Source organism: Streptomyces sp. NPDC107522 (assembly GCF_055657525.1).
Genome location: NZ_JBVKAU010000001.1, coordinates 943,013 through 968,836, shown reverse-complemented (window position 1 = coordinate 968,836; position 25,824 = coordinate 943,013). Strand labels below are relative to the sequence as shown.

Annotated in this window: 22 protein-coding genes and 2 pseudogenes; 15 read left to right on the top strand and 9 right to left on the bottom strand. The window is 69.7% G+C overall.

The features are described 5' to 3' along the window. Positions 1 to 4 precede the first annotated feature (4 nt). Both ACZ7L6_RS04450 and ACZ7L6_RS04445 read right to left on the bottom strand, forming a co-directional pair. Positions 5 to 910: a LysR family transcriptional regulator gene (locus tag ACZ7L6_RS04450; protein WP_471920606.1), complete on the bottom strand. Its 906-nt coding sequence runs from the start codon at positions 908 to 910 to the stop codon at positions 5 to 7. A 144-nt stretch (positions 911 to 1,054) separates the two neighbouring features. Beyond that, the gene (locus tag ACZ7L6_RS04445; protein ID WP_471920443.1) at positions 1,055 to 2,167 is read right to left on the bottom strand and encodes a catalase family protein; all 1,113 of its coding nucleotides are present in this window, start codon (positions 2,165 to 2,167) and stop codon (positions 1,055 to 1,057) included. A 352-nt stretch (positions 2,168 to 2,519) separates the two neighbouring features. Here ACZ7L6_RS04445 and ACZ7L6_RS04440 point away from each other — a divergent pair. Next, positions 2,520 to 2,673: pseudogene (locus tag ACZ7L6_RS04440) on the top strand (IS5/IS1182 family transposase); the annotation flags it as partial. A gap of 635 nt (positions 2,674 to 3,308) precedes the next feature. Here the strand turns inward: ACZ7L6_RS04440 and ACZ7L6_RS04435 are convergent. The 5 genes from ACZ7L6_RS04435 to ACZ7L6_RS04415 form a co-directional block, all read right to left on the bottom strand. Next, the gene (locus ACZ7L6_RS04435) at positions 3,309 to 3,884 is read right to left on the bottom strand and encodes a dihydrofolate reductase family protein (protein WP_471920442.1); all 576 of its coding nucleotides are present in this window, start codon (positions 3,882 to 3,884) and stop codon (positions 3,309 to 3,311) included. A 329-nt stretch (positions 3,885 to 4,213) separates the two neighbouring features. Next, on the bottom strand, positions 4,214 to 4,714 hold the full coding sequence (locus ACZ7L6_RS04430; RefSeq protein ID WP_471920441.1) for a GNAT family N-acetyltransferase: 501 nt from the start codon (positions 4,712 to 4,714) through the stop codon (positions 4,214 to 4,216). A gap of 168 nt (positions 4,715 to 4,882) precedes the next feature. Beyond that, positions 4,883 to 6,772 carry a propionyl-CoA synthetase gene (locus ACZ7L6_RS04425; protein WP_471920440.1) on the bottom strand — a complete coding sequence of 630 codons (1,890 nt, stop codon included), beginning with the start codon at positions 6,770 to 6,772 and terminating at the stop codon, positions 4,883 to 4,885. A gap of 318 nt (positions 6,773 to 7,090) precedes the next feature. Then, positions 7,091 to 8,053, bottom strand: a complete 963-nt coding sequence (locus ACZ7L6_RS04420) for a hypothetical protein (RefSeq protein ID WP_471920439.1) — start codon at positions 8,051 to 8,053, stop codon at positions 7,091 to 7,093. A 198-nt stretch (positions 8,054 to 8,251) separates the two neighbouring features. After that, positions 8,252 to 9,643: a glycoside hydrolase family 43 protein gene (locus tag ACZ7L6_RS04415; RefSeq protein ID WP_471920438.1), complete on the bottom strand. Its 1,392-nt coding sequence runs from the start codon at positions 9,641 to 9,643 to the stop codon at positions 8,252 to 8,254. A gap of 246 nt (positions 9,644 to 9,889) precedes the next feature. On the opposite strand from ACZ7L6_RS04415, the gene ACZ7L6_RS04410 reads away from it, so the two are divergent. From ACZ7L6_RS04410 to ACZ7L6_RS04395, 4 genes are all read left to right on the top strand, one after another. Next, a complete protein-coding gene (locus ACZ7L6_RS04410; protein ID WP_471920437.1) occupies positions 9,890 to 11,314 on the top strand; it encodes an amidase in 1,425 nt (474 codons plus the stop codon). Positions 11,315 to 11,354: 40 nt separating this feature from the next. Continuing rightward, positions 11,355 to 11,573 (top strand): hypothetical protein, encoded by a 219-nt coding sequence (locus tag ACZ7L6_RS04405; protein ID WP_471920436.1) that lies wholly within the window; start codon positions 11,355 to 11,357, stop codon positions 11,571 to 11,573. Positions 11,574 to 11,706: 133 nt separating this feature from the next. Beyond that, positions 11,707 to 13,191 (top strand): SPFH domain-containing protein, encoded by a 1,485-nt coding sequence (locus tag ACZ7L6_RS04400; RefSeq protein ID WP_471920435.1) that lies wholly within the window; start codon positions 11,707 to 11,709, stop codon positions 13,189 to 13,191. Between the two features lie 43 nt (positions 13,192 to 13,234). Continuing rightward, entirely contained in the window at positions 13,235 to 13,681 is a 447-nt protein-coding gene (locus ACZ7L6_RS04395) for a type II toxin-antitoxin system PemK/MazF family toxin (protein WP_471920434.1), read from the top strand. A 60-nt stretch (positions 13,682 to 13,741) separates the two neighbouring features. Here ACZ7L6_RS04395 and ACZ7L6_RS04390 read toward each other — a convergent pair whose 3' ends face one another. Next, the gene (locus ACZ7L6_RS04390) at positions 13,742 to 14,566 is read right to left on the bottom strand and encodes a TIGR02452 family protein (RefSeq protein ID WP_471920433.1); all 825 of its coding nucleotides are present in this window, start codon (positions 14,564 to 14,566) and stop codon (positions 13,742 to 13,744) included. Between the two features lie 309 nt (positions 14,567 to 14,875). On the opposite strand from ACZ7L6_RS04390, the gene egtA reads away from it, so the two are divergent. From egtA to ACZ7L6_RS04365, 5 genes are all read left to right on the top strand, one after another. Further along, positions 14,876 to 16,180, top strand: coding sequence for an ergothioneine biosynthesis glutamate--cysteine ligase EgtA (egtA, locus tag ACZ7L6_RS04385; protein ID WP_471920432.1), 1,305 nt, complete (start codon positions 14,876 to 14,878; stop codon positions 16,178 to 16,180). Then, positions 16,177 to 17,496, top strand: coding sequence for an ergothioneine biosynthesis protein EgtB (gene egtB / locus ACZ7L6_RS04380; RefSeq protein ID WP_471920431.1), 1,320 nt, complete (start codon positions 16,177 to 16,179; stop codon positions 17,494 to 17,496). The genes egtA and egtB overlap by 4 nt, the downstream gene beginning before the upstream one ends. Then, positions 17,496 to 18,287 (top strand): ergothioneine biosynthesis protein EgtC, encoded by a 792-nt coding sequence (gene egtC / locus ACZ7L6_RS04375; RefSeq protein WP_471920430.1) that lies wholly within the window; start codon positions 17,496 to 17,498, stop codon positions 18,285 to 18,287. The genes egtB and egtC overlap by 1 nt, the downstream gene beginning before the upstream one ends. Next, positions 18,284 to 19,246, top strand: a complete 963-nt coding sequence (egtD, locus tag ACZ7L6_RS04370) for an L-histidine N(alpha)-methyltransferase (RefSeq protein ID WP_471920429.1) — start codon at positions 18,284 to 18,286, stop codon at positions 19,244 to 19,246. Before egtC ends, egtD begins: the two co-directional genes overlap by 4 nt. A gap of 94 nt (positions 19,247 to 19,340) precedes the next feature. Continuing rightward, a complete protein-coding gene (locus tag ACZ7L6_RS04365; protein ID WP_019758416.1) occupies positions 19,341 to 19,556 on the top strand; it encodes a dodecin in 216 nt (71 codons plus the stop codon). Positions 19,557 to 19,567: 11 nt separating this feature from the next. Here ACZ7L6_RS04365 and ACZ7L6_RS04360 read toward each other — a convergent pair whose 3' ends face one another. Continuing rightward, positions 19,568 to 20,059 carry a phosphatase domain-containing protein gene (locus ACZ7L6_RS04360; protein WP_471920428.1) on the bottom strand — a complete coding sequence of 164 codons (492 nt, stop codon included), beginning with the start codon at positions 20,057 to 20,059 and terminating at the stop codon, positions 19,568 to 19,570. 931 nt (positions 20,060 to 20,990) lie between these two features. Between ACZ7L6_RS04360 and ACZ7L6_RS04355 the strand changes: the two genes are divergently transcribed. The 5 genes and pseudogenes from ACZ7L6_RS04355 to infA all read left to right on the top strand — a co-directional run bounded on the left by ACZ7L6_RS04355 (position 20,991) and on the right by infA (position 25,651). After that, positions 20,991 to 21,389 carry a hypothetical protein gene (locus ACZ7L6_RS04355; protein WP_471920427.1) on the top strand — a complete coding sequence of 133 codons (399 nt, stop codon included), beginning with the start codon at positions 20,991 to 20,993 and terminating at the stop codon, positions 21,387 to 21,389. 545 nt (positions 21,390 to 21,934) lie between these two features. Further along, positions 21,935 to 22,441, top strand: a complete 507-nt coding sequence (locus tag ACZ7L6_RS04350) for a hypothetical protein (RefSeq protein WP_471920426.1) — start codon at positions 21,935 to 21,937, stop codon at positions 22,439 to 22,441. Between the two features lie 270 nt (positions 22,442 to 22,711). Beyond that, a pseudogene (locus tag ACZ7L6_RS04345) lies at positions 22,712 to 23,503 on the top strand (IS5 family transposase); the annotation flags it as partial. 1,135 nt (positions 23,504 to 24,638) lie between these two features. After that, positions 24,639 to 25,430: a GNAT family N-acetyltransferase gene (locus ACZ7L6_RS04340; RefSeq protein WP_471920425.1), complete on the top strand. Its 792-nt coding sequence runs from the start codon at positions 24,639 to 24,641 to the stop codon at positions 25,428 to 25,430. Then, positions 25,427 to 25,651 carry a translation initiation factor IF-1 gene (gene infA, locus ACZ7L6_RS04335; RefSeq protein ID WP_471038853.1) on the top strand — a complete coding sequence of 75 codons (225 nt, stop codon included), beginning with the start codon at positions 25,427 to 25,429 and terminating at the stop codon, positions 25,649 to 25,651. The genes ACZ7L6_RS04340 and infA overlap by 4 nt, the downstream gene beginning before the upstream one ends. The last annotated feature ends 173 nt before the right edge of the window (positions 25,652 to 25,824 follow it).

The following is a 25,824-nucleotide window of genomic DNA, read 5'->3' as shown; positions in this document are numbered from 1 at the left end:
GCGGTCAGACGGACATGACCTCAGTGAATATCTGCCGCGCGAGGGCGGCGACACCGCTCAGGTCGCCGCCCTCGCCCGCCCGGTCCCTGCGGAACAACAGCCCCGTAGTCAGGGCCGGTTGGAAGCCGTCGACAGGCAGCACGGCCACGTTGTCCAGCCGGTACAGGTGCATCGGACTCTCCGGCGAGAGCATGGTCATCGAGAAGGCGATACCCGAGGAAATCAATTCCGAGGTACCCGAGTAATCCGCCATGTTGATGCGAATTCTTTTCTTCACGCCGCCCGAATTCAGCCGGGCGTCGATTTCCTCGAAATAGGCCGGGGTGGCGTCGTACGGCACCGCCACATAGGACAGATCGGCCAGCTCTTCGAGGGTGACCGACTCCCGGCCCGCGAACCGGTCGGCCGGCACCGCGGCTCCCAGCCGCTCGCGCATCACCTCGATGATCTCCAGCGCAGGATCGGAGACCGGCAGCCGGACCAGCGCCATCGCCAGCTTTCCGTCGTGCACGGCGTCCGCCAGGTCCGCCGAGGTACCGGGCCAACGCTTGAGCTCGCACACCTCCCGGCAGGCCTCCTCCAGCATGCGGACCCGTTCCCGCAGCAGCGGATGCACCCCGGCGGGCATCCCGATGAACAGCCGGTCCAGCCGCGGCCGCACCGCCTCACTCAGCCGCCACGGGATCGAGTTGACCCGCTCGAGGACATCGCGCGCCATCGGCAGCAGGGCAGCGCCCGCCGGCGTCAGATCGACCCGGTGGGTGGTGCGTTCGAACAGCTCGTGACCGAGCTCGCGCTCCAGATCCTTGATCCGCTGGCTCAGCGGAGAGGCCGCCATGTGCAATCTGCGTGCCGCCTGCGAGAAGTTGAGTTCTTCGGCCACGGCGACGAAGTAACGCAGGTGCAGCATGTCCACGGCGGTCACCCTACCGATGCCGCCTGGGCCTCGCGGCCGGAGCGGCGGGAGGGTGGCCCGCGCCACTGCGGAAACGTGTGCCGCAGGAGCACCGTCTGCGCCGCGCAACCGCGGCTTGTGGTCTCCGGCCGAGGCGGCTCAGCCGAGCAGTTCCGCGCTGCCGGCCGGTTCGCGCCGCTCCTGTCCGTTGATGCGGTGCCGCTCGATGGAAGAGCGCCGGTAGACCTCCTGCCGCACCCGCTGGATCTCGCCGACGGGCCGGTGTTCCTCGCGTGAGCGCCACGGTGTGATCGACGTGGCGTCGGCGGCCACGAGGTTGTCGTCCCCGCCGATGTCCTGGCGTGGCAGGTCCACCCGGGCGACCGTCACCCAGGGGGACAGCTCCTCGGGCCACTTCACGGAGGTGTTGTCCACCGGCATCCGGGCCAGATCGGTGTTGAGCTGCACCTGGAGCTCGAAGGAGTGGTCCCGCTCCGCCACCTCGGCAACCAGGGTGCGGCGGAAGGCCTCGTTGTCCGCGCGCACGTCCACGATCTGGTGCGTGAGGGCGGCCAGGGACTCGGCCGTCGGCACGGTGCGGATCTTGGCGATGAGATCGCCGTACCGGAAGGCGCCCATGCTGTTGTAGGCGTACGACAGCAGGTTCCGGCGCGGGACGGTGGTGAACGAGAGCATGGCGAACAGTTCGTCCCACAACCAGCTGTCGGGATCGGTGAGCGCGCCCCGGCGGGTGAGGAACTCCGCCATCCAGGTCTTGCGGCGGGCGGGGTTCACCAGGGCCTCGGGCAGCTCCGCGAAGAGCTCCTCGATGACCATGTAGTCGTAGGCGGTGTTGGCGAAGAAGACCTCGTTGTTGATCAGGTTGAGGTCGAAGGTACCTGTCTCCGGTTCGTCGGCCAGCAGGGAGGGGCCGGGGACCCCGAACAGCTTGATGCCCATCCCGCACGCCGCGCCCAGCTGGTGGTCGGGACGCTGGTGGCCCAGGCCGTTGGAGTAGCGGACGACGGCGTCGTACACGGTGGGCCGGGCGAAGATGCCCTGCCCGTAAAAGCCCCGGTTGTCACCGACCGTGACGGTGGCCTTGAGGAGGCCGTAAGTCTTTCCGTGGGCGGTCCGGACGGCCCGGCCGACGGCCTCGCGCTCGACCGAGGCGCCGGTGCGCTGCGCCACCTGGGCGACCACCGCGTCCAACTCTTTTTGATACGTCGGCCGTTCGGCGGGGTGGTAATCCGTGTAGCGGACGGGATCCATGGTGCTGCCTCCCTTTGACGATGCTGTCGACTCCAGACGCTAGTCAGCAATTAAATTGTGCACAACATAACTGACTGTGATGAATCACACGTTGCCGGAGGCAACCGCCAAGGGGGCACCGCACCACAGGGCCGATGCATGCGATCTGCGCCGAAGGAGACGTCGATGTCGGCCGGCTCCGAGTCGCGGCATGGCAGGCCGGCGGCCCGCCCACCGAGTCGGACCGCTGGCCCGAAGAATCATCGCGGCTGTCAGGGCGCCCGCCGCGCCGCCTGCCCAGCTCAGCGGGACTCAGGCCAGGCGCCCACCGGTACGAACGAACTGTCCTGCCGGGAACGCCCCTTGATGGTGTCCGGGGCGCAAGCCGTCGCCGGAGGGGCAAGTGCTGTGCCGGATCCAGCACATGCTGCACACCGGGCCCCGCGGTGGGAGTACCCCCCAAAGGGAGCTGGGCTTCGGCTCGGCATGGCTGTCGACGCCTGCGGGACTGGAACGAGGCCGGCGTCTGACAGCGGCTGCACGCAAGGGGCTCCACAGCCTCCGGCGCCTACGGATCCGCCGGGAACGACAGGCCGGCATCCAGAAGCGTTCCTCAACCTCGCCTGCCGCTTGATGACCCATCGACTGGGGACTCCCCTGATCCCAGACCGCGGCTCCTCACCGATGCTGCACCTGTCAGTCGTCGTGGCCGGTGAGCGGGTCTCCACGACCATCACCCACGCCGAAGCATCACGGAGACCAACGGAAAGGTCGACAACCGCGTGCGTGCATTCCTCCGTGCTACCTCAACCGCGTTCATCTCCTCCCTCCTTGTCAGCTCCCTCGTCTCCTCCTCGCCCACTCCTCCGGACACCCCGTCGCGGCACTGTGCCCACTTCAGCCAGGAGGGAGCGGGCGCCGATGGGGGCGGCGCCGTCCCCTCGCACCCTGGCGATGCCTGCGTCCAGGGCAGGGGCACCGGTCGGGTGGAGATCCGGCTGGACCTGCCCTGACGGCGAAACGCCAAACTCTCGTCGTGGGAGGCGGCCCACTCAGGCAGAAGCAGGCCGTTGTGCCTCGCTGTCGGCCAGGTTGTGGACAGGCCTACCGCCTTCAGCCCTCGATTTCGAGGGGCGACAGCCGCCCGCGAAATGCGTACACGTCAATGGAGGCTGGGTCGGTAGATGAGCTCTTGGATGTGACCGTCGAGCGTCCGGTTCTCGATCAGCTCCAGGTCGAAGTCGGCCGCACCCTGGAAGACCGGATCCACGCCCGTCCGACCGGTGATGACGGGGAAGAGCGTCACCTGCAAGCGGTCGACCAGGCCGGCGGCCATCAGCGCCCGGTTCATCGACAGGCTGCCATGCGAGCGCAACGGCACGTCGGACTCCTCCTTGAGCCGGGCGACGACGTCGACGGCGTCGCCGCTCACGACGGTCGCGTCCGGCCAGTCGAGGGGGCCTTCCAGCGTCGTCGACACCACCGTTGTCGGCATGCTCCTCATCCGCGTGACCCAGGGGTCCCGCACGTCGGACTCCTCGGTGCTCTCGGCCAGCATCCGCGCGAATGCCCGGTACGTGTTGGCCCCGAAAACCATCCGCTGCTCCGCGTCGTACAAGGCCAGGCGACGCTCGAGCAACTCGGGGCCTTGCTTGCCCCAGTAACCGGTCCAGTCACCGCCGGCGGCGCCGTAGCCGTCGAGGCTGGAGAAGACGTCGAAGGTGTACGTAGCGGTCATGTCGTTCTCCTCGAGTGCGGTTGATCGGTGTAGGTACCGAGTGGGTTCCGAAACTCATCGCTATGCCAACCACACGTGGCCCTGACCACTCGAATGGCGCATGATCAATGACCGATGTCCCGAGGCAGTCGCCAAGTAGCGGCCGCGTCCGCCGCCGCAAAGACTTCCGACGGCCCGGTAGAGGACATCCCCCTGTTCACGACGGCCAAGACCTCAGCGATCAAGTCCCGGTCGCCGCCCAGGAGCAAAGTGGCAGTCCCGCCAGCCGCTGCTTGACTTCCATGGGGGCGGCAAATTCGCGGTCTGCTACGAACGACGGCTGTGACAACTCACACTGCGAGCTGCATGCAAACCAGTTGGTCCCGCTCGTCCCATGACTCGGTGACGGTGAAGCCAAGCCGTTCGTACAGGGCAATGGCCCCGGTCCGCCATTTCCACACCGACAGACGCACGGTGCTCACGCCGCTTTCGGCAGCGTACGCAAGCGCCGCGCCGACCAGGTCGGACGCGATGCGCCGGCCCCGGAATGCCGGGTCCGTCCAGAGTCTCTTGATCTCCGATCGCCCATCGATTGGGACGGTCACCACCAAGCAGCCGACGGCGGTTTTCCCGCTCAGGGCCAAGAGCACGACATCGTCGACGAACGCTGTCCCCGGGTCCAGGATTTCTGTCCGGTAGCGCTCCGGCAATCCGTCCACGTCGGCAACGGCCTTGCCCTTCTCTGCCTCCGTCCGCAGATGATAAGCCGCCAACAATCCTGTCAGTCCGTCCTCAGCGGAAGAGGTCTGGCCTGGCCAGCGGACGATGGCGACCTCGCGTTGGTCTGTCATGACGCCAGCATCACATGACACAGGGCAGGCGCCGCTCAGGTGGGGCTCATCGGCCGCGACTGCTCGCAGGGTGGAGACACATCAGCTCCTTTGGGGACGTACTTGCGCGGGCGGCGCGACCAACCAGCAGGCAACTCTGTGCGGCCGACCGCCGGTTCGGCAGCGTGCTCATGCGGGGTGATCGGAGCGGCGGAGGAGCGGGCGCAGGGTCTCGATGACGCTCGGGTCGTCCACCGTGGACGGGATGGGTTCGTCCAGGCCGTCGGCGATACCGCGCATCGTCTTGCGCAGGATCTTCCCCGAGCGCGTCTTGGGCAGGGCGGCCACGACGGCGACCTCCTTGAGGGACGCGACGGCACCGATGCGCTCGCGTACCAGCCGGACCAGTTCGGCCTCGACCTCCTCCGGGTCGCGGGCGGCGCCCGCCTTCAGGACGACGAAGCCGCGCGGGACCTGCCCCTTGAGGGCGTCCGCGACACCGATCACGGCGCACTCGGCGACATCGGGGTGAGCGGCCAGGGCCTCCTCCATGCTGCCGGTGGACAGCCGGTGTCCGGCGACATTGATGACGTCGTCGGTGCGGCCCATGACATACACGTAGCCGTCCTCGTCGATGTGCCCGCTGTCGCCGGTGAGGTAGTAACCGTCGTAGGCGGAGAGGTAGGAGGCGACGAAACGGGCGTCGTCGTTCCAGAGGGTGGGCAGCGAACCGGGCGGCAGGGGGAGTTTCACGACGATCGCGCCGTCGACGCCGGCCGGCACGGGCTGCCCCGAGGGATCGAGGACGCGGACGTCCCAGCCCGGCAGTGGACGGGTCGGCGAGCCGGGTTTGACGGGGGCGGCCTCAATGCCGACCGGGTTGGCGACGATCGGCCAGCCGGTCTCGGTCTGCCACCAGTGGTCGATCACCGGGATGTCCAGGAGGGCGCTCGCCCAGTGGTAGGTCTCGGGGTCCAGGCGCTCACCGGCGAGGAAGAGGTAGCGCAGGCGGGAGAGGTCGTAGTCCGCGGTGAGGGCGCCCTTCGGGTCCTCCTTCCTGATGGCGCGGAAGGCGGTGGGCGCCGTGAACATGGTCTTGACGCCGTGCTCGGCGGCGACCCGCCAGAACTGGCCCGCGTCCGGGGTACCGACGGGCTTGCCCTCGTACAGCACGGTGGTGGCGCCGGCCAGCAGCGGCCCGTAGACGATGTACGAGTGCCCGACGACCCAGCCGACATCGGACCCGGTGAACATCGCCTCGCCCGGGCCGATGTCGTACACGGCCCCCATCGACCAGTGCAGAGCCACCGCGTGGCCGCCGCAGTCGCGGACAACTCCCTTGGGCTTCCCGGTCGTTCCGGACGTGTAGAGGATGTAGAGGGGGTCGGTCGCGGCCACGGGGACACAGGCGGCCGGCGGCGCGTCGGCGACCAGGTCGGCCCAGTCGAGGTCGTCCGGCCCCAACTCGGCCCGCTCCTGCGGTCGTTGCAGGATGATCCGCTTCTGCGGCTTGTGCCCGGCGAGTTCGATCGCGCGGTCCAGCAGCGGCTTGTACGGGATGACGCGCTTGCCCTCGATGCCGCAGGAGGCGGAGACGATCACCTTGGGGGTGGCGTCGTCGATACGGACCGCGAGTTCGGGTGGGGCGAACCCGCCGAAGACGACCGAGTGGACGGCGCCGATGCGTGCGCAGGCCAGCATCGCGATGGCGGCCTCGGGGACCATGGGCATGTAGATGACCACCCGGTCGCCGTGCCCCACCCCGAGCCCGGCGAGTGCTCCGGCGAAGGCTGCCACCTCGTCCCTCAGCCGGGCGTACGTGTAGGTGCGCCGGGTGCCGGTCACCGGGGAGTCGTACACGAGCGCGGGCTGTTCGCCCCGGCCGGCTTCGACATGCCGGTCCAGGGCGTTGAAGCAGACGTTGAGCCGGCCGTCCGGGAACCAGCGGTACAGGGGCGCCTGGGAGGAGTCCAGGGCACGGGACGGCGCCACCTCCCAGTCGACGCCTTCCGCCGCGCGCAGCCAGAAGCTCTCCGGGTCTTCGAGGCTGGCCCGGAAGACGTCCTCGTACATTCCCATCGCGCTCTCCTTGACCAGAGTCGTGGTGGCCTGGGACCTGCTCCCGGATCACGTGTTGATCAGGCGGTGGCCGATCAGCTCACCGTAGTCGCACCGGTGACCGGATTCACGAAGCCCGTGGTGTCATCCACGCCGTACGACGTGCCGTCGGTGGTGAAGGGGGCCCTCGTCACTGTCTGCCTCTCTGCAAACCGGGAGACCACGACCATCATCTCTCCCGCACGCGTCCCCTCCCACCTGGGGCGCTCCATGCGGGCGCATGCCCGAGCGGCGCCACCGCGCGCCCACCGCTGAGCCCGGCCTCGTCAGGGTCAGCCCTCACGAGCGGTCTTCCAGGATCTCGTCGGCCTTCCGGGTCGCCTCGTCATTCCAGCGGCGCTGTGCCTCCAGCTTCGCCCGGTGCCGGGCGACGAGTTGATTCTGGATGCGTACGTCGATGGCGTGCACGGTGCGGACGTAGCCAGTCTGTTGCTTGCAGCGGGCGTCGGCGGTCGCCGTCCGCTTCTCGAGGGCGGAGGGCTCGTCGGGGTCGTGGGAGGACCCGTTCAGCCGCTCTTCCAGCTCCTGGCGTCGTCGATCCTCGCCGATCTCGGCGTCCCTGGGGGTTGCGTAGTGGTAGCCCGCTTTGCTCATGCAGGCCGACCATTTCCTGTCCGCCTGCTTCCAGGCGGGGACCCGCCTGCCCTGCTGAAGGCTCTTGGTCTCCAGGTCCAGGACCGGATCCTTCCGGTCCTGCGGATTGGTCCCGTAGATCGCGCGGTCCGCCTCGCCGAGACAGCCGCGCTTCGGGATGCGGTGACCGCGCACGCTCTTCGGGTCCTCCCCGACGAACTGGCCGGTGAGTGCGAGGTACTCGGGCAGGGTCCAGCTCTTCTCCCGGTAGCGGCGCTCGTGATCGGCACGCGCTGCCTGATAGCCGTACCGTGCGGCTTGCTCGGGGTCCCGGACGCCGTAGCGGAGGTCGTCGGAAGCGTAAAGGACAAGCTGCACCGATCCTGTGCCCGCGGGGCGTCGGGGCCAGGCGGGGAGGGGGTCGATGTCGAGGTTCTTCAGGCCCTCGAAACCGAGGCGGACCATGCACTCCTTGGCGAGCGTCCACCGCGCCCTGCCGACCGTACGGCCGTCTTCGTCGGGCATGTCGTAGGCGGCGAGCGGCAGGAAGCTCGGGTCGTTCGAGGAGGTGGGGCTCGCGTGGGATGCGGGCGGGCCGGACTGCTGCCCGCATCCCACGAGGGCGAGGGCCAGGGCGAGAACCGGTAAGAGGGGGGCGGCTGTGCGCATGGGGCCACCTCATCAGGGCCCGGGAAATGCGGACCGTGGTGGAGGCCACACTTCCGGGTCACAGCCGCATCACGGGTCCGGCGCCGGTCAGCCCTTCGGGAGCGGCTCCAGCGCGGTGCACCACTGGCAGACGAAGAACCAGTAGGTGTTTTCCCCCGCGTCCCTCAACACAACTTCCCTGGTCAGCAAGGGCGCAGCTCAGGCCCAAGCCCCCACCGGCACAAACGAACTGTCCTGCCGGAACAGATCCGTCCCGTCCGACCGCTCCACCCGCAGCTGATAGCTGTAGTGCCGCAGGTAGTACCCGGGATAGTTGTACGACTCGAAGCGGATCGAGCCGCCCGACGAGCCCGTGCGGGCGATGAACGTCGCGTCCTTGGCGAACGTCGACGTGCCGTCGTTGGTGTCGAAACGGCCGCGGAAGTCGTAGTGGCGGAGGTACCTGCCGGAGGAGTCGCGGAAGGAGTAGCCGTTGGCGTCGGCCAGCCCCGCCACGACCGTGAACGTCGAGGCCTGCTTCTCGGCGGTGGTGCTCGTGCTGCTGACCACCGGGAGGTTGAGCAGGGAGGACTGCACCTGCCAGTAGCGGGTGGGGTAGTTGGCCGACTGGAAGGAGCGGGTGACGTTCTTCGCCAGGGCCGGACCACCCGAGACCGTTTCCTTGATCACCGTGAAGTGGCGGGCCGTTCCGGAGACGGCGGGCAGGGCGGCCGGGGCCGACCAGGTGGTGAAGGTGTCGTAGCTGTCGCTGTAGTAGTACGTACCGTCGCCGTAGCCGTCGAAGAACAGGCGCCAGGCGCCGTTGTCGAGCTGCACCAGCGCCGGGCCCTCGCGGTAGCTGCCCCAGCCCGCCCAGTTGCCAGTGCGGGAGATCGTGTAGGGGCCGGTGAGGTTGGACGCCGTCGCGTACTCGATGTACTTCGTCGTCTCGTTCTTCGTGAAGGCGTGGTACGTCGAGCCGATCTTCACGATGAAGGTGTCGATGTGGTTCGCGCCGATGCCGGAGAGCGCCACCGGTGAACTCCACGCCGTCAGCGACGAGTTCGTGGCCTTCAGCAGATACGGCGTGAAGATCCACTCGTCGTTCGTCGTCGAGCAGGAGACGATCACATTCACGCTGCCGTCGCTGTCGACGAACCACTCCGGCGCCCAGGCGCGGGAGAGGTTCGCGATCGGGACCGTGTAGTCGTACAGGAACGTCCAGTTGACGCGGTCGGCGCTGCGGGCGAAGCCGATGGTGGTGCTGGCGTCCTGCCAGGTGTGGGTCGTGTAGGCGATGTAGTAGTAGCCGTTGGTGTGCTTGAAGATGCTCGCGTCGCGGATGCGGTTGCTCGGCGGCGTGTAGGCCGAGGACTTGAGCAGCCGGAAGTCCGTCGCGTCGTCCGACTGATAGACGTTCACGGTCCCGTCGTTGCTGTTCAGGAAGGGCACGATCGTGTAGCGGGTGGCCGAGCCGCTCGGGGGTGCGGCCGCCAGTGCCGTGCCGAGCAGGCCGGGGGCCTCGCCCAGGACCAGCGCCGAGGCGGGCAGGACGGTCATCGCGCGCAGCAGGGCGCGGCGGGACGGGGTGGCGTGGGGGCGTCTGGTCACGTGCGGCTCTCCCTAAAGCTCAAGGGACGATTCCGAAGACACCCACGTTCGAAATGTCGAACGCGGTTCGGAAACTCGATCAGAAGGTAGAGGTGAGGTCTGAGCACGTCAATGGGTCGGACAGGAGGAAGCGGCACCTGGGAGAAACCTGTGGTGAACCTCGGAGCACACCGGGCGAAAACGTTCCGCCACCGGGCCACTGGAGGTTACCGTTCGGTAGACAACGTCGTCCCGGAGGTGCCCCGTATGACACCCGACCGTGCCGCAGGCCTCGCCGAGTCCGCCCGAGCGCTGGCCGACCGGGAGGTGACGTCGCAGGCGCTGGTCGCGGCGGCGCTGGCGCGGATCCAGGCGACCCAGGGGTCGCTCAACGCCTTCCGCGTGGTCCGGGCCGAGGCCGCTCTGGCCGAGGCCGAGGCCGCGGACAGGGAACTGGCCGCCGGTGGGCGCCGGCCGCTGCTGGGTGTGCCGGTCGCGGTCAAGGACGACATGGACGTGGCGGGCGAGCCGACGGCGTTCGGGTGCGGCGGGGAGTTCCCGCCCGTCGCCGAGGACGGCGAGGCGGTACGGCGGCTGCGCGCGGCCGGGGCCGTGATCGTCGGCAAGACCAACACCTGCGAGCTGGGGCAGTGGCCGTTCACTGAGGGGCCGGCCTTCGGCGCGACGCGCAATCCGTGGAACGCTGAGCACACTCCCGGTGGCTCGTCCGGCGGTTCGGCCGCCGCGGTCGCCGCCGGGCTCGTCCCGGCCGCGCTCGGCTCGGACGGCGCCGGATCGGTGCGGATCCCCGCCTCCTGGACCCATCTGATCGGCATCAAGCCGCAGCGCGGCCGCATCTCCACCTGGCCGAAGGGTGAGTCGTTCCAGGGCATCACCGTCAACGGCACCCTCGCCCGCACGGTGGCCGACGCGGCACTCCTGCTGGACGCGGCCGCCGGCAACCACGATCTCGACCCGCACCGGCCGCCGGCCGTCGACGCCTCCGGGGCGGTCGGCCGCGACCCCGGCCGGCTGCGCATCGCGCTCTCCCTCAAGCCGCCGTTCACCGCCGTGCCCGCCCGGCTGCAGCCCGAGGTGCGGGCCAGGGTCGTACAACTCGCCGAGAGGCTGAGCGCGTTGGGGCACGTCGTCGAGGAGGCCGATCCGCCGTACGGCCAGATCGGGCTGACCTTCGTCCCGCGCGCCACGGCCGGGATCGCCGAGTGGGCCGGCGAAGTGCCCTTCCCCGCACTGCTCGACCCCCGCACCCGCAGCGCCGCCCGGCTGGGCCGCTTCCTCGGCGGGGTGCCGCTGCGGGCGGCCCGGCGGGCGGAGGCGGTCCTGCACCGTCGTATCGGCAGGTTCTACGAGTCGTACGACGTCGTCCTCGCCCCCACCACGGCCACTCCCCCACCCCGGATCGGCGCGATGCTCGAACTCGGGGGTTTCGCCACCGACCGTGCCATGATCGCCGCCTGCCCCTATGCCTGGCCCTGGAACGTGCTGGGCTGGCCCGGCGTCAACGTCCCCGCCGGTTTCGTGGGCGGTCTGCCCGTCGGCGCCCAGCTGCTCGGTCCGGCGAACAGTGAGCCCCTGCTGATCTCGCTGGCCGCGCAGTTGGAGGCGGAGCTGCGCTGGCACGAGCTGTGGCCGCCGCAGCAGGGCGAGACGGCCCCCACCGCCGTCGTCTGAGGCCACGCCAACTCCCCGGACCAGGCCCTACCCTGTGGCCATGGGCGATGCGTCGATGGTCGGGCTCATGGGGCGGGTCACGGGGACGATCGGGCCGGGGCTCGTCGGCGAGGTGATCGTCCGGGTGCGCGGCGGTGCCGAGCACTTCCTCGCCTATCCCGCTCCCGGCACGGAACGCATCGAGCGGGGCACGGTGGTGATGGTGGTCGAGTACCAGCCGCCGAGGACCGTCTACGTCCAGGCGGCATACGACAGTTGAGCCCGCTCGGGCGCAGGTGAGAGCCGTCTGCGTCAAGGTTTCGACAAGGATGCGTCGGCGTCTGTACCCGGGCCTCGCACAGGCGCACACTCCCTTCGTTCGGTGCCGAAAGGGCACCATGCAAAGGGGGCGTATGCCGATGGTCATCGGCGTCGTGGCGGGGGCGGCGGTTGCCGCCGTCCTCGTGCTGATCGGTGTGTTCAAGATGATGTGGCGGGTCGCGGAGCCGAACGAGGCGCTCATCATCTCCGGTTCCAAGCACCGTACGGAGGGCCTGGAAGAGGGCATGGGCTTCCGTATCGTCACCGGCCGCGGCACGCTCGTGCTGCCCGGTGTGCAGGCGGTGCGCAAGCTGTCCCTCGATCTGAACGAGACCGAGCTGCACGTGGACTGCGTGACCCACCAGGGCATTCCGCTGAAGGTGCGGGGCGTGGTCATCTTCAAGGTGGGCGACGACTTCGTGTCGATCGCGAATGCGGCCCGGCGTTTCCTGGACCAGCAGAAGCTGATGTCGGAGCGGGTGCACAACGTCTTCGCCGGTCATCTGCGGTCCATCGTCGGCGGGTTGACGGTCGAGGACATGATCCGCGACCGGGAGAAGCTCACCGGGCAGACCCGGGCGGCGTGCGGTACGGAGATGGAGAAGCTGGGGCTCATCGTCGACTCGTTGCAGATCCACGAGATCGAGGACCCCACCGGGTACATCCAGAACCTCGCCATGCCGCACGCCGCCGCCGTCCAGCGGGACGCGCGGATCGCGCAGGCGGAGGCGAACCGGCTGGCCACGGAGGCGGAGCAGCAGTCCTTCGCGCGGATGGCCGAGGCGACCCGGGACAGCGAGATCCTCCAGGCCGGGTACCAGGCCGAGCGTGACAAGGCCGCCGCCAAGGCCCAGCAGGCCGGACCGCTCGCCGACGCCGCCGCCCGGCAGGAGGTCGTCGTCCAGATGACCAGGGTCGCCGAGCTGGAGGCGCAACGGCGCGAGCAGCAGCTCCAGGCGGACGTCCGCAAGCCCGCCGACGCTCAGGCGTACGAGAAGCGCACGCTGGCGGAGGCCGAGCGTGACGCCCGTATCTCCGCGGCGCAGGCCAAGGCGAAGGAGACCGAGCTCGCGGCCGCGGCCGAGGCGACCCGCGTCAAGGCGGCCGCGGGTGCCGAGGCCGAGGCGACGAAGACCCGGGGTGCCGCGACGGCTGCGGCGACGCGGGCCACCGGCGAGGCGGAAGCCGCCGCCGCGCAGGCCAAGGGTCTCGCGCAGGCCGAGGCGACCAAGGCCAAGGGCCTCGCGGAGGCGGAGGCCATCAAGGCCCGCGCCGCCGCCCTCGCCGAGAACCAGGAGGCCGTCGTCGCCCAGCAACTCGCCGAGAACTGGCCTGAGATCGTCCGCGCCGGCGCGTCCGCCTTCGGCAACGTCGACAACATGGTGCTGCTCAATGGCGCCGACGGCATGGCCGACATGTTCGCCAAGGCGCTGACCATGGGCGGCACGGGGCTGGGGCTGGCCCGGCAGTTGCTGGCCTCGATGAACCAGAACGGACAGGCCCCGAACGGGACTTCGTCGCTCAACGGCCTCGCGTCGCCTCCCCCGGCGCAGAAGGTTGCGATGGACGAGAAGTAGGCCCGTCGGGTGTGCTCACGGGGGCAGCCTCTAAGGTGCCCCCGTGAGCACGTACACCGATGAGAACGTCCCGGGCCGTTTCGGTCCGTCGGCCACGACCGAAGCCGACCCGCGCGCGGTCGGCAAGGTACGCACCGAGTACTCCCCCGCGCACGACGGCGACCCGGACCCCGGGGAGATCGTCTGGACCTGGGTGCCCTTTGAGGAGAACGACGGGCGCGGCAAGGACCGCCCGGTGCTGGTGGTGGCGCGGGAGGCCGCCGGGACGTTCCTCGCCGTGCAGCTCTCCAGCAAGCGGCACGACGGCGACCGCGAGTGGGTCGCCATCGGCGGCGGGCCGTGGGACCGGTCGGGGCGCGACTCGTGGGTGGACGTGGACCGCATCCTCCGCCTCCACGAGGAGGGCATGCGCCGGGAGGCGTGCGCCTTGGATCGCGGGCGGTTCAACCTGGTCAGGCACCGGTTGCACGAGCGGTACGGCTGGACCTGAGCGCCGCCGCTCGACCTGAGCGCCAGCGCTGCAGCTGAGCGCTAGCGCTGGAGCTGAGCACTACCGCTGGAGCCGACGCTCCGGAAAGGCCCGTACGAACGCCTCCCGCACCACACTCCCCTGCGTGCGGTCCAGGATCCCGAACGCCACGTGCTCGAAGGTGGTGGCGAACCGTCCGCCGGGGCCGAGCAGCCCCCGAAACGCCCCGGCCACCTGCGTCGGATCGTTCTGGAACACCCCGCAGCCCCAGGCGCCCAGCACCAGTCGCCGGTACCCGTGCGCCGCAGCCGTCTCCAGCACGCGCTCGGCCCGTGTCGCGAGCGCCCGGGGCAGCTCGGGCACGCGCTGTGGTGCCGTACGGCGGATCACACCCGCGTTCGGGGCGGCGGCGGTCAGGAAGCCGGTGGTGTACGGCTCGTCCAGGAGGCGGCCGCGGTCGTCGCGGAAGACGGGAACGCCGGGGGTGTGGATGACCCGGTCCGTGTAGAACGGGTCGCGGTGGGCGCGGTGGTGGTCGTAGAACTCGCGGGCCTGGAGCAGGCACGTGTACAGCGCCGACGCCCGGCACAGGGCCTCTTCCTGGGCCTGGGCGCCGTTCAGGTAGCCGCCGCCGGGGTTGCGGGCCGAGGCGAAGTTCAGTACGGCCGTCCCGTCGCCGAGGCGGCGGGCCGCCTCCAGGCTGCTCTCCCCCGTGACCTCGCAAAACGTCTCCACCGCGGCGATCCGCGGTACGTGCACAGGGTCCGGCCCGTGCATCCGGGTGCCGTCCCGTGCCGCCGCGATCGCCGCCGCGACGGACACCTCGCGGCCGTCCGGCGCGCGGTAGGTGCCGGCCGCCACGATCTGTTCCGTCTGCTGCGCGATACCGCGCAGACGCGCGCTCACGGCGCCACCCCCGTGCGCGCCGTGACCGCGCTCCGCGCGATCTTCCCCGCCGTGTCCCCCGTCGTGCTCATGCACCGATCCTGGGCGATGCTGGTCATGCGGTGCAACGGAGTTTCGCCGTCCCCGCCGGCGTGCGCGAACGGCCGGAAAAGCCCTTGGAAACGCACGGCGTGCGGAGATTACCGACCCGGAACGCACCGGAACGCACCCTTGTGCGAAACGACGCGAGGGTCTTGGGTGGGACGAGTGTGCCGGCCCGGACGGTCACTCCGGACCGGTGACATTGTGGACTCTCAGGAGGATCCCGACATGTCCGATTCGCTAAGTGACTGTACGGAGCAACCACGCACCGCAGTCACCGAAGCCGAGGTGGAGGCCCTGGTCAGGGGCATCTGCTTCAAGACCGGCCCGCCCCGCACCGTCGGGGTCGAAGTGGAATGGCTCGTCCACGAGCTGCGCGACCCGCAGCTCCCCGTCACACCCGAACGACTCGAAGCGGCCTACGCCGCACTGCGGACCGTGCCCCTGAGGTCGGCGCTCACTGTTGAGCCCGGCGGCCAGCTGGAGCTGAGCTCGCCGCCCGCCGCCTCCCTGATGGAGTGCATCGGCACCGTTTCCGCCGACCTCGACGCCGCCCGCGCGGTCCTGCGCGAGCACGGTCTCGGTCTCGTCGGCCTTGGCAACGACCCCTGGCACTCGCCCCGCCGGTTCCTGCGCGAGCCGCGCTACGACGCCATGGAGGCCTGCCTCGACCGCACCGGCCCGGCCGGCCGCGCCATGATGTGCACCTCGGCCTCGGTGCAGGTCTGCCTGGACGCCGGATACGAGGAGCCCGGCCCGCTGGGGCACGGGCGGCGCTGGTGGCTGGCGCACCAGCTGGGCGCGGTCCTGGTCGCCGCCTTCGCCAACTCCCCGCTCGCCGGACGTGAGCCCACCGGCTGGCTCTCCACCCGGCAGCTGCTGTGGATGGAGATCGGCGCAGGGCGGGCGGGCGCGCCCCCACTGGACGGCGATCCGCGGGTCGCCTGGGCGCGGCACGTGCTGGACGCGCCGGTGATGTGCGTACGGCAGGGCGGCGGCCCGTGGGACGTCCCGGAGGGGCTGACCTTCCGGGACTGGACCACCTCGGGGGTCCCCAGGCCGCCGACGCACGAGGACCTCGACTACCACCTCACGACGCTGTTCCCGCCGGTCAGACCCCGTGGCCATCTGGAACTGCGCATGATCGACGCGCAGCCCGGCGACGACGGCTGGATCGTGCCGTTCGCCGTGACCACCGCGCTCTTCGACGACCCCGAGGCCGCAGAGACCGCCTACCGCGCCGTGAAGCCGCTGGCGGAGCGCTCCCTGTCGTTGCCCGCGCCGCACAATCCGCTGTGGATCGACGCGGCCCGGTCGGGGCTTGCCGACCCCGAGCTGCAGGAGGTGGCGGTCACCTGTTTTGCGGCGGCACTGGAGGCCCTGCCCCGGCTGGGGGCAACGGCCGAGGTCACCGACGCCGTGGCGGCGTACCGGGACCGCTACATCGTCAAGGGCCGCTGCCCCGCCGACGACCTGCTGGACGAGCTCTACGGCACGGACCGCACCCTGCACGGGAAGGACGACCGGACATGACCGACCCCGCCCTCGATGCCGACACGCTCCGCGAGCGGGCGCTGACCACCCTGACCACCGCCCGTGCCCGGACGACCCTGCTGACCAGCTGCGTCGACGACCCCGACCTCACCGCCCAGCACTCACCGCTGATGTCCCCGCTGGTGTGGGACCTCGCCCACATCGGCAACCAGGAGGAGCAGTGGCTGCTGCGGGCGGTCGCCGGGCGGGAGGCGATGCGGCCCGAGATCGACGGCCTGTACGACGCCTTCGAGCACCCGCGTGCCGAACGCCCGTCGCTTCCGCTGCTGCCGCCGACCGAGGCCCGTCACTACGCGGCCGAGGTGCGCGGCCGCGTCCTGGACCTGCTGGAGAGCACCGCGTTCCACGGGACGCGGCTGACCGAGGCGGGCTTCGCCTTCGGGATGATCGCCCAGCACGAACAGCAGCACGACGAGACGATGCTGATCACCCATCAGCTCCGCAAGGGCCCGCAGTCCCTGACCGCCCCCGACCCGGAACCGGCTCCCCTGTTCACGGGGCCGTCCGAAGTCCTGGTCCCGGGCGGCCCGTTCACCATGGGCACCTCCACCGAGCCGTGGGCGCTGGACAACGAGCGCCCGGCGCACCGGCGTGAGGTGCCGCCGTTCTACATCGACACCACGCCGGTGACGAACGCCGCGTACCAGGCGTTCATCGAGGACGGCGGCTACGACACCGAGCGCTGGTGGACGCCGGAGGGCTGGGCGCACATCCGGCAGCACTCGATCCACGCCCCGCTGTTCTGGCGCCGGGACGGCAAGCAGTGGCTGCGGCGCCGCTTCGGCATCACCGAGGTCGTCCCACCGGACGAGCCGGTGCTGCACGTGTGCTGGTACGAGGCCGACGCCTACGCCCGCTGGGCCGGGCGGCGGCTGCCCACCGAGTCCGAGTGGGAGAAGGCGGCCCGGCACGACCCGGCCGGGGACCGCTCGATGCGCTACCCGTGGGGCGACGCCGACCCGGCGCCGGAACACGCCAACCTCGGGCAGCGGCATCTGCGCCCGGCACCGGCGGGGAGCTACGAGAAGGGCGAATCCCCGCTCGGCGTACGCCAGTTGATCGGTGACGTATGGGAGTGGACGGCCAGCGATTTCCTGCCGTACCCGGGGTTCCAGGCGTTCCCGTACAAGGAGTACTCGGAGGTGTTCTTCGGGCCCGAGTACAAGGTGCTGCGCGGCGGTTCGTTCGCCGTGGACGCGGTGGCCTGCCGGGGCACCTTCCGCAACTGGGACTATCCGATCCGGCGGCAGATCTTCTCCGGCTTCCGCACGGCCCGCTCCGCGGGAGACGTCTGATGTGCCGTCATCTGGCCTATCTGGGCCCCGGGGAGCCGCTCGGCACGCTCCTCGTGGAGCCCGCGCACGGGCTGTACCGCCAGTCGTGGGCGCCCCGGCGGCAGCGCTACGGCACCGTCAACGCCGATGGTTTCGGGGTCGGTTGGTACGCCGAGGGCGACTCGGTTCCGGCGCGGTACCGCCGGGCCGGGCCCGTCTGGGCGGATCTGTCCTTCGCCGATCTCGCCCGGGTCGTACGGACCACCGCCCTGCTCGCCGCCGTCCGGGACGCGACGGTGGCGGGCGCCGACCAGGAGGCCGCGGCGGCGCCGTTCGCATCGGGTCCCTGGCTGTTCAGCCACAACGGGGCCGTGCGGGGCTGGCCGGGATCCCTGGCACCGCTCGTCCCGTCCCTGCCCGCGGTGGACCTGCTGTCCATGGAGGCCCGCAACGACTCCGCGTTCGTCTGGGCGCTGCTCCTCGCGCGGCTGCGCGGCGGGGACGAGATGGGCCAGGCGCTGGCCGACACGGTCCTGGAGGTCGCCGAAGCGGCCCCGGGATCCCGGCTCAACCTGCTGCTCACCGACGGCGAGACCATCACCGCGACCGCCTGGGGCGACACGCTCTGGTATCTGACCCGGCCCGGCGGCGGCACGGTCGTGGCCTCCGAGCCCTACGACGACGATCCGCACTGGCAGGAGGTCCCCGACCGGACCCTGCTGGCGGCGAGCCGCACCGATGTGCTGCTCACTCCGCTCAAGGAACCGAGCGACACCCTGGCCCCCGTACCTCACAAGGAGCCCAGCACGTGAGTCCGTTCGTTCTCACCCGCACCCTGCCCGAGGACGCCACCGACGCCGCCCTGCGCGCCGACGTCCTCAAGGGCCTGACGAGCACTCCGAAGACACTGCCGCCGAAGTGGTTCTACGACGCGCAGGGCAGCGAACTCTTCGAGCAGATCACCGAGTTGCCCGAGTACTACCCCACGCGTGCCGAGCGCGAGATCCTCGTCGACCGGGCCGGCGAGATCGCCGCGGCGACCGGCTCCCGCACGCTGGTCGAGCTGGGCTCGGGCTCCTCGGAGAAGACGCGGTACCTCCTCGACGCGCTCACCGAACTGCACACCTACGTCCCCGTCGACGTCAGCGAGAGCGCGCTCACCCAGGCCGGACAGGCGCTCATCGAGGAGCGGCCGGGGCTCGACGTGCACGCCCTGATCGCCGACTTCACGGCGGGGCTCTCCCTGCCGGACACACCGGGCCCCCGGCTGCTGGCGTTCCTCGGCGGCACGATCGGCAATCTGCTGCCGGTCGAGCGCACGGCGTTCCTCGCCTCGGTGCGCGCCCTGCTGGCCCCCGGTGACGCGCTGCTGCTCGGCACGGACCTGGTCAAGGACGAGCGGGTTCTGGTCGAGGCGTACGACGACGCGGCCGGGGTGACGGCCGCGTTCAACAAGAACGTCCTGGCCGTGATCAACCGCGAGTTGGGCGCCGACTTCGATCCCGGCGCCTTCGAGCACGTGGCGCTGTGGGACGCGCGCAGCGAGTGGATCGAGATGCGGCTGCGCTCGCGTACGGCGCAGTCGGTGAAGGTGCCCGCGCTGGATCTCGCCGTCGACTTCGCGGCGGGCGAGGAGATGCGCACCGAGGTGTCGGCGAAGTTCCGCAAGGAGGGCGTGCGTACGGAACTGTCGGCGGCCGGGCTGGAGCTGGCGCACTGGTGGACGGACGGTCAGGGGCGCTTCGCGCTGTCACTGAGCGTGGCGCGGTGACGGACGGCTCGCGCGACGCCCCGGCTTGGGGCACGGTGGAGTGACGCGTGACCGATCCGCCCACGGCGGAGTCACGGGAGAGGAGCACACCCGCATGACGAACCACACCTACCGGGTCACGGATATCGTCGGCACCTCGCCCGAGGGCGTGGACCAGGCCATCCGCAACGGCATCGAGCGTGCCTCGCAGACCCTGCGCAACCTGGACTGGTTCGAGGTGACCGAGGTGCGCGGCCAGCTCGACAACGGGCAGATCGCGCACTGGCAGGTGACCATGAAGGTCGGCTTCCGCCTGGAGGACGCCGGCTAGACGCCGCGTCGTCAGGTCCGCCCCTCCCGCTCCTGCGCCTCCTTCAGCGCGGCGGACGGGGCGGTCCAGCGCGCCCGTACGACGGTGAAACCGGCCCGTTCGGCGTCCTCGCAGACCAGCTCGTCGTCGTCCACCAGAACCCGGATCTCGCGGCTCTGGGCGAGGCGGCGCAGAATCTCCAGCTTGGTGCGCCGGGCGGGCCTGCGATCGTCGTTGCGCCGCATGTACACCCGCCCCTCGGGCAGCCCGTGCGCCGCGAGCCACTCGAGCGTGTCCCGCCGGCAGCGCTCGGGCCGCCCGGTCAGATAGCGGACCTCGCACTCCTTCGCGCTCTCCCGCACGAGCGCGATGCCCTCCGCGATCGGCGGGTCCTGCGGGGCGGCCGCGAAGAAGGCGTCCCAGTCACGCGGCTTGCGCTCCAGGAAGTGCTGCCGGTGTGCCGTGTCGGCGAGGGTGTTGTCCAGGTCGAACACGGCGAGGGGGGGTCTGCTGCTGTCGGTCACGCCACCCACCCTAAGAGCTCGTGACACGATCTTGTCGAGGCCTCCTGCCAACAGCACCAACTGGCCCTGCCCGCACGGCGAGCGGGGCCTTCGCGTGCCCGCCGCAAGGCCGGACCCCAGCGCGCTGACCTGGAAACGAGTTGGGTGAGGTGAACGTGCCAGGCGCCCGGGCGGGGGGCCGTCACTCTCGCTGCCCGGGCACCTGGAGGTACGGGCCCCGTCGGGGCCTCGGCAGGGGCAGGCGGCCATCTGCCGGTGGCACCACCTCGGCCACCGCCGTCATCCGCGTGTCCGGCACGGCGCGCTGGGCGAGAAAGCGCAGATGGAACGCCGCCTCGGGCGCGGCGCTGATCGGCTCCGGGCTGTGTTGCGTTGTACTCGCATTCTGTTTGGGCCCGCGGCCCAGCGGGCGGGATTGCATTGAGCCGATCCGGTTCCGCCCGGAACGGTCCGCTCCGCCTCCTCTCTTCACAGGGCCTCGAAGGAGGACGCAGTTCTCTGCTCTTACGGGTTCGCGGACCGGTTCCTCCACTTGGCCCTTCAATTTCGGCCACGTGTTCGACTGGCGGTGTACGGGCAGCGACCGCTGTGCCTACGGTGGCAGCCGTGCCGAACGGTCCAGACCAAGGCATACACGTCCCGGCACCCCGTGACGTTCTGCCAGACGACGAGCTGCGGCTCGGCTGAACGACGAGCGCACCGCACCGGGGTTCAACCCAACTCGAGCCCGGTGTGGTCCAGTACGGCACGGAGAGCAGCATCGCGGCCCTAGGCCCGCACCTTCCCTGTCATCCGAGGGCGTCGGCACCTTCCCCTTTTGAGCTCCGCTGCTCTCCGTGCCTCCAGATGGGAAAAGCGGAGGGGAACTGTGTACTTAGGAATCAACGGCACGTCCCGCAGACGTGCCCGCACCCAGGCAAGGCGCGGCGCCGTGGCGGCCTCGCTCACCCTGGCCCTGGCGGCAGGGGTCATCCCCGCGATGGCGGCCGAACCGGAGCCGGACAAGCCGTCCTCGGTGCGGGGCAAGGACGGCGCGAAGGCCGAGATGCCGCCGGTGAAAATCGGCAACACGAAGGCCCCGGCGTCCATCGGGGCGAAGGCGCCCACGGCAGAGGTTGCCCGATGGCTGGCCGCGCAGAAGGAACACGCGCATGCCGCGACCGAACGCTACCTGCAGATCCAGAGTGACAAGGTGGTGATCTACGACGCCACTGGCGGCTCGGTCTCCTTCGCCAAGAAGGCCGACGGAACCTTCACCACCACCGCCGGGGCAGCCGGCCCGCAGCCGCCCCGACCGCCTAGGAGCGGGCAAACGAAAGTAACAGAGTGAAGAGGAATCTGACGGATTTACGCGACCGGGGGCGGGGATCATTAGGGATGAGCGTGATCGGACTCCTCAGCGCAGGGATGCCGAGATTGTTGAAGTCCGGCATCAGTATCGATTTTTTGTTGTCCGCGCTGCTAGGCATCGTTGTTGGCGGGGCCCTCGGTTTCCTTTTCCCGTCGATCCTGCTCCGCACACGCCTCCGGCGCACCCTTCCCCCCTCCTCCTCCGCACCCCCCGCTTCCTCCACCACCAATGGGGACGAACGAGAAGCCGTCTGGAAAGCCATCCGCCAGGAATACGCATATCCACGATGCTCCTGAAGAACCGGGTTGTGGCAGCTAGGTTCGGCAATCGGCAGCAGGCACGGGGGACCGCGTGCGCGAGCAAGCCTCGCGGGACGGAGCGTCAGTCGCGCTTCTGTCGCTCGTGTTCGTCACCTCCCTGCCGCCGGGCGATGGGAGCTACTGGCGTTGGGATGACCAAGGCCATGAGACAAATACTTTCCGAAGGCCAACCACCGGTTCACCCGGCCGACCCAATGGAACGCAATGGACCCCACTGCCAAAGGCGTCACAATCGGCTCCACCCGGCTGTCGATACTCGTCGTAGGCCTCGCCATCATCTCCACCCCATGGATCGCCGGATGGACCATCTCCACGTTCCTGGTCTGGAACGCGTCCTTCGTCGTCATTGTGTACGCGGTAAATCTCCTGATGTTACGGGCCGTTTCCCGATGGGACATCCGGAGGCAAGTACCGCAAGGCGAACATGTACGGCTGGTGGTCGCAGTGCGCAGGAGAGTCGGGCGGCTGCCGTTCTCCCTGCTTGGCGATGAGTTCGTTGTGGCGCTGACGGACCAGCGCCTACTCATTCAGCCACGCTCCACGTTCACCGGACGCCCGAGAGGCGAGCTTCTCCGCGGCGGGCAAGTCACCTTTCGCCAGGGAAAGATCCTCTCTATCGAGACAGAATCCGGCGGCAGAATAGACGCGCTGGTGCAGATGGCGCATCGAAGTGACGTCGCCTATTGGATACGGCGGTGGCAGGGCCGCTGACCGGGCACTGGATGCCCTTCATTGCGCACCGATGAAGTCGCCCGCCGAGGCGTCCCACCGAAGCGGAAGACCCGGTTCTTCGCGGCGACCGCCGACCCCGAGGCGCTCACGCGGCGCCATGCTGATCGGTGCGGTCGGCCCCGCCCACGGCGGTCCCTTCGGCTGCCGGCCCCGACCAAGAGTCGGCAGGCCCTTAGAGCACGTAACACGATCTTGTTGCGGCGCGATGATCGGGTGTGACCAGTACGACGATTCCGCCGTTCGTGAGATGTGGGGAACCGGCCGTGGATCGTGGACGACGACTTGTGGGCGCTGATCGGGCCGCTGCTGCCGCCGTGGCCACGGAGGGCGCCTGGTCCGATGCCGGTGGACGACCAGCTGTGCCTGCAGGGCATCTTGTAGGTCCTCTACAACGGCACCAGCTGGCAACTGCTGCCGCCCGAGCTGGGATTCGGCTCCGGCCGGACCTGTTGGCTTCGGCTGGGCCGGTGGCATGAGGTCGGTGTCTTCGAGAAGCTGCACCATGATCTGCTCGCCGAGCTGCATACAGCCAGGGAGCTGGATTGGTCGCGGGCTTGCGGGGATGCCTCCCACATCCGCGCGAAAAAGAGGGCGAAGGCACCGGTCCGTCACCGGACGACCGCGGAAAGACGGGCAGTAAGCACCATCTGATCTGTGACGGCAAGGGCACCCGTTCAAGGTCATCACTACAGCCGCCAACGTCAACGACGTCACCCAGCCCCTGGCCCTGGTCGATGGGATCCCGGCCGTGGCCGACAGGCCCGGCAGACCGGGCCGTCGGCCCGACGCCGCGCTCAGCGACACGGGATACGGCAGCAACCCCAACCGCCGCGAGCTGCGCAAGCGTCGTACCCTGCCGGTGATCTCCCGCAAAGGCTCCCCCGACATCAAGGATCTGGGCAAGTTCCGCTACGTCGTGGAGCAGACTTCTCGCTCCTGCACCACTGCAAGCGCCTGGCCGTCCGCTGGCAGCGACGCCTCGACCTGCACGACGCCCTCGTATCCCTTGCTTGCGGCCTCATCTGGTGGAGACGCCTCAAGAGGTCCGGTCCAGATCGCCCACAAACCGCTATGCCTGGAAGGCCGCGATCTGTTCCGCCACCGAAAACTCTGACGCACAGTCCGGACACGTCGTGCGGCCGAACAGATGGGTCAGATGCTCTGCCGCCGCTGACTGCCCGGCCCTGACGGCCAGACCGTGCAGCCGGGACGCCAGCGGAGGCAGGTCCGCGGGCCGCCGGGCGGACCTCGGTGAGTATGGGTCCCTCGCGGCCGACGACCCGAAAGTGCGCGTTCGGGTCCTGACGGCGAGTGCCTCGGAGCTTGTAGGAGAGGTCGATCTCCAAGCTCACTGCGCAGGAAGGGCACACCACGGGGTACTCATCGCGGCGCAGGGCGCGCCTCCAGACGGGCACCCCCTCGAAAGCCAGAAGGTGCTCCAGCCAGTACAGAAAGTCATCTTCATCGCCCTCGAAGGGCCTTGCCATCACATGGCTCTGCGTCAGCTGGTGCAGCTCGTTGACCGCAGCCGGGAAGCGCGCCTGGACGTAACCGGGCTCGTGAAGCTGCTGCTCCTCCACAACGATGCGGCCGGCCAGCCCAAGGGCCTGCCAGCGACCGCCCGGCGTAGCGACCGGTAGCGATGTCTGCCAGAACGGGCAGGGCCGCAAAGCTGGCCGTGTACACCGACCCCTGGTGATAGAGACAGGCCCACAGCTCCTCCCACGCCTCGTCAGCCAGCTCGGGATCACCAATCTCGTCGAAGAGCCGTGGTAGGTCGGATGCGGATCCGTAGGCATGCTTCAGCCAGGACCAGTCCACTGTCATGCCCGCAATCATCCCAGCCGCATCCGACCGGCGTTCTCACTAATCTGGCCACCAAGATCGTGTTACGAGTTCGGCATCCCGGCCGATCGGCGGGCTCGGCTGTGCTGTGGACGCTGATCGAGCCGGTGATCGCACCGGATCGTGATCGTGTCACGAGCTCATGGAAAAGGATTGGAGCGAGGCAACGCCCCGCTGCTACTTTCGCGGCGGGCCGTGAAGTCGTCGTAGGGAGGTGAGACCCGTGAACACAGTTATCCATGGGTGCTCCCTCAACCCGTCACGGTCCGGCGGCTGACGTTCGGTGTCGCCAGGAGCGCCTGAGATCGAGGCACTCCTGGAGGAGACTCCGATGAACACGAAGCCTTTCACCTCTGGCCTGAGCAAGAACGCAGTAATGATCACGCGCGTCGCGGACCAGCAATGGCATGCGCTGGATGACGACCTGGTGGTCGGCCGCGGTCATGCGGAGCACCGACCCGACGGACGCTTGTTCGTCAGCATCGACGCCTGGCACGACGCCGCATTCGACCGGCTCGCCGAAGCGATGCTGGCCCAACTGCCGGAGCCGCTGTACACGGTGGTCGACGAAGCCGACGCCGCGCTGACGGCCGGCTGGCGGCGGGCCGGTTTCACGACCCGGCGCCGCGAGTGGGAGTACGTCGTGCCGACCGACCCGCGGGTCACAGGGCTCGAAGCAGTCCTGCCGCCCCCGGGCGTGACGATCGTGCCCGCCGGTCGGGCGGACGAGAGTCTGCTGCGGGCGGTGGACCGCGCGATCCGTGACGAAGTCGAGGCGAGCGTCGGGTGGCAGTCGATGCCCGCGGAGGTGATTGCCCGCCCTGAAGGCGACACCATCGTCGACTCGTCGAAGTACGCGGTGGCCGCGGCGCCGGACCGCTACCTGGGTCTGCTCCGGGTGGTGACGGTGAACCGGCCGCGCATCGGGCTGGTCGCGGTCCGGGCCGGCGAGCAGCGCCGCGGCATCGCGCGGGCGCTGCTGGCCCACGCGCTGGGAACGCTGCACCGCTGCGGGTTCGCCGCGGCCTGGGCCGAAGTCCACGAGTCCAACCGAGCAGCGTCGGTGCTGTTCGAGGGCATCGGCGCCCGGCCGATGAGCAGCAACCTGGAGCTGGTGCGATGACGAAGAACAAGAACGTAATCGAAGTGGAGGGCAGGGTCGTCGAGTGCCTGCGCAGCGCCATGTTCACCGTGGAGCTCGACAACGGCCACCAGGTGCTCGCACACATCAGCGGGAAGATCCGCAAGAACTACATCAAGATCGTGCTGGAGGACCGGGTGCTGGTGGAGCTCCCGCCGTACGACCTGACACGCGGTCGGATCGTGTTCCGGTACCGGAACTAGCGCAGGTCGGCCCCTTCCGCGGCAGCTGAGCCTGGGCCCCGGTGACGGCGTTTCCGTGACCGGGGCTCCCGGATGACGGCTGGCACGGCCGCGGGGGATAAGCCTGCTCGGGCCAGGGCGGCAGCAGCGGCGCGATCAGCGCCCGCAGGTCATCGTCCGCCCTCTGCGGCCGG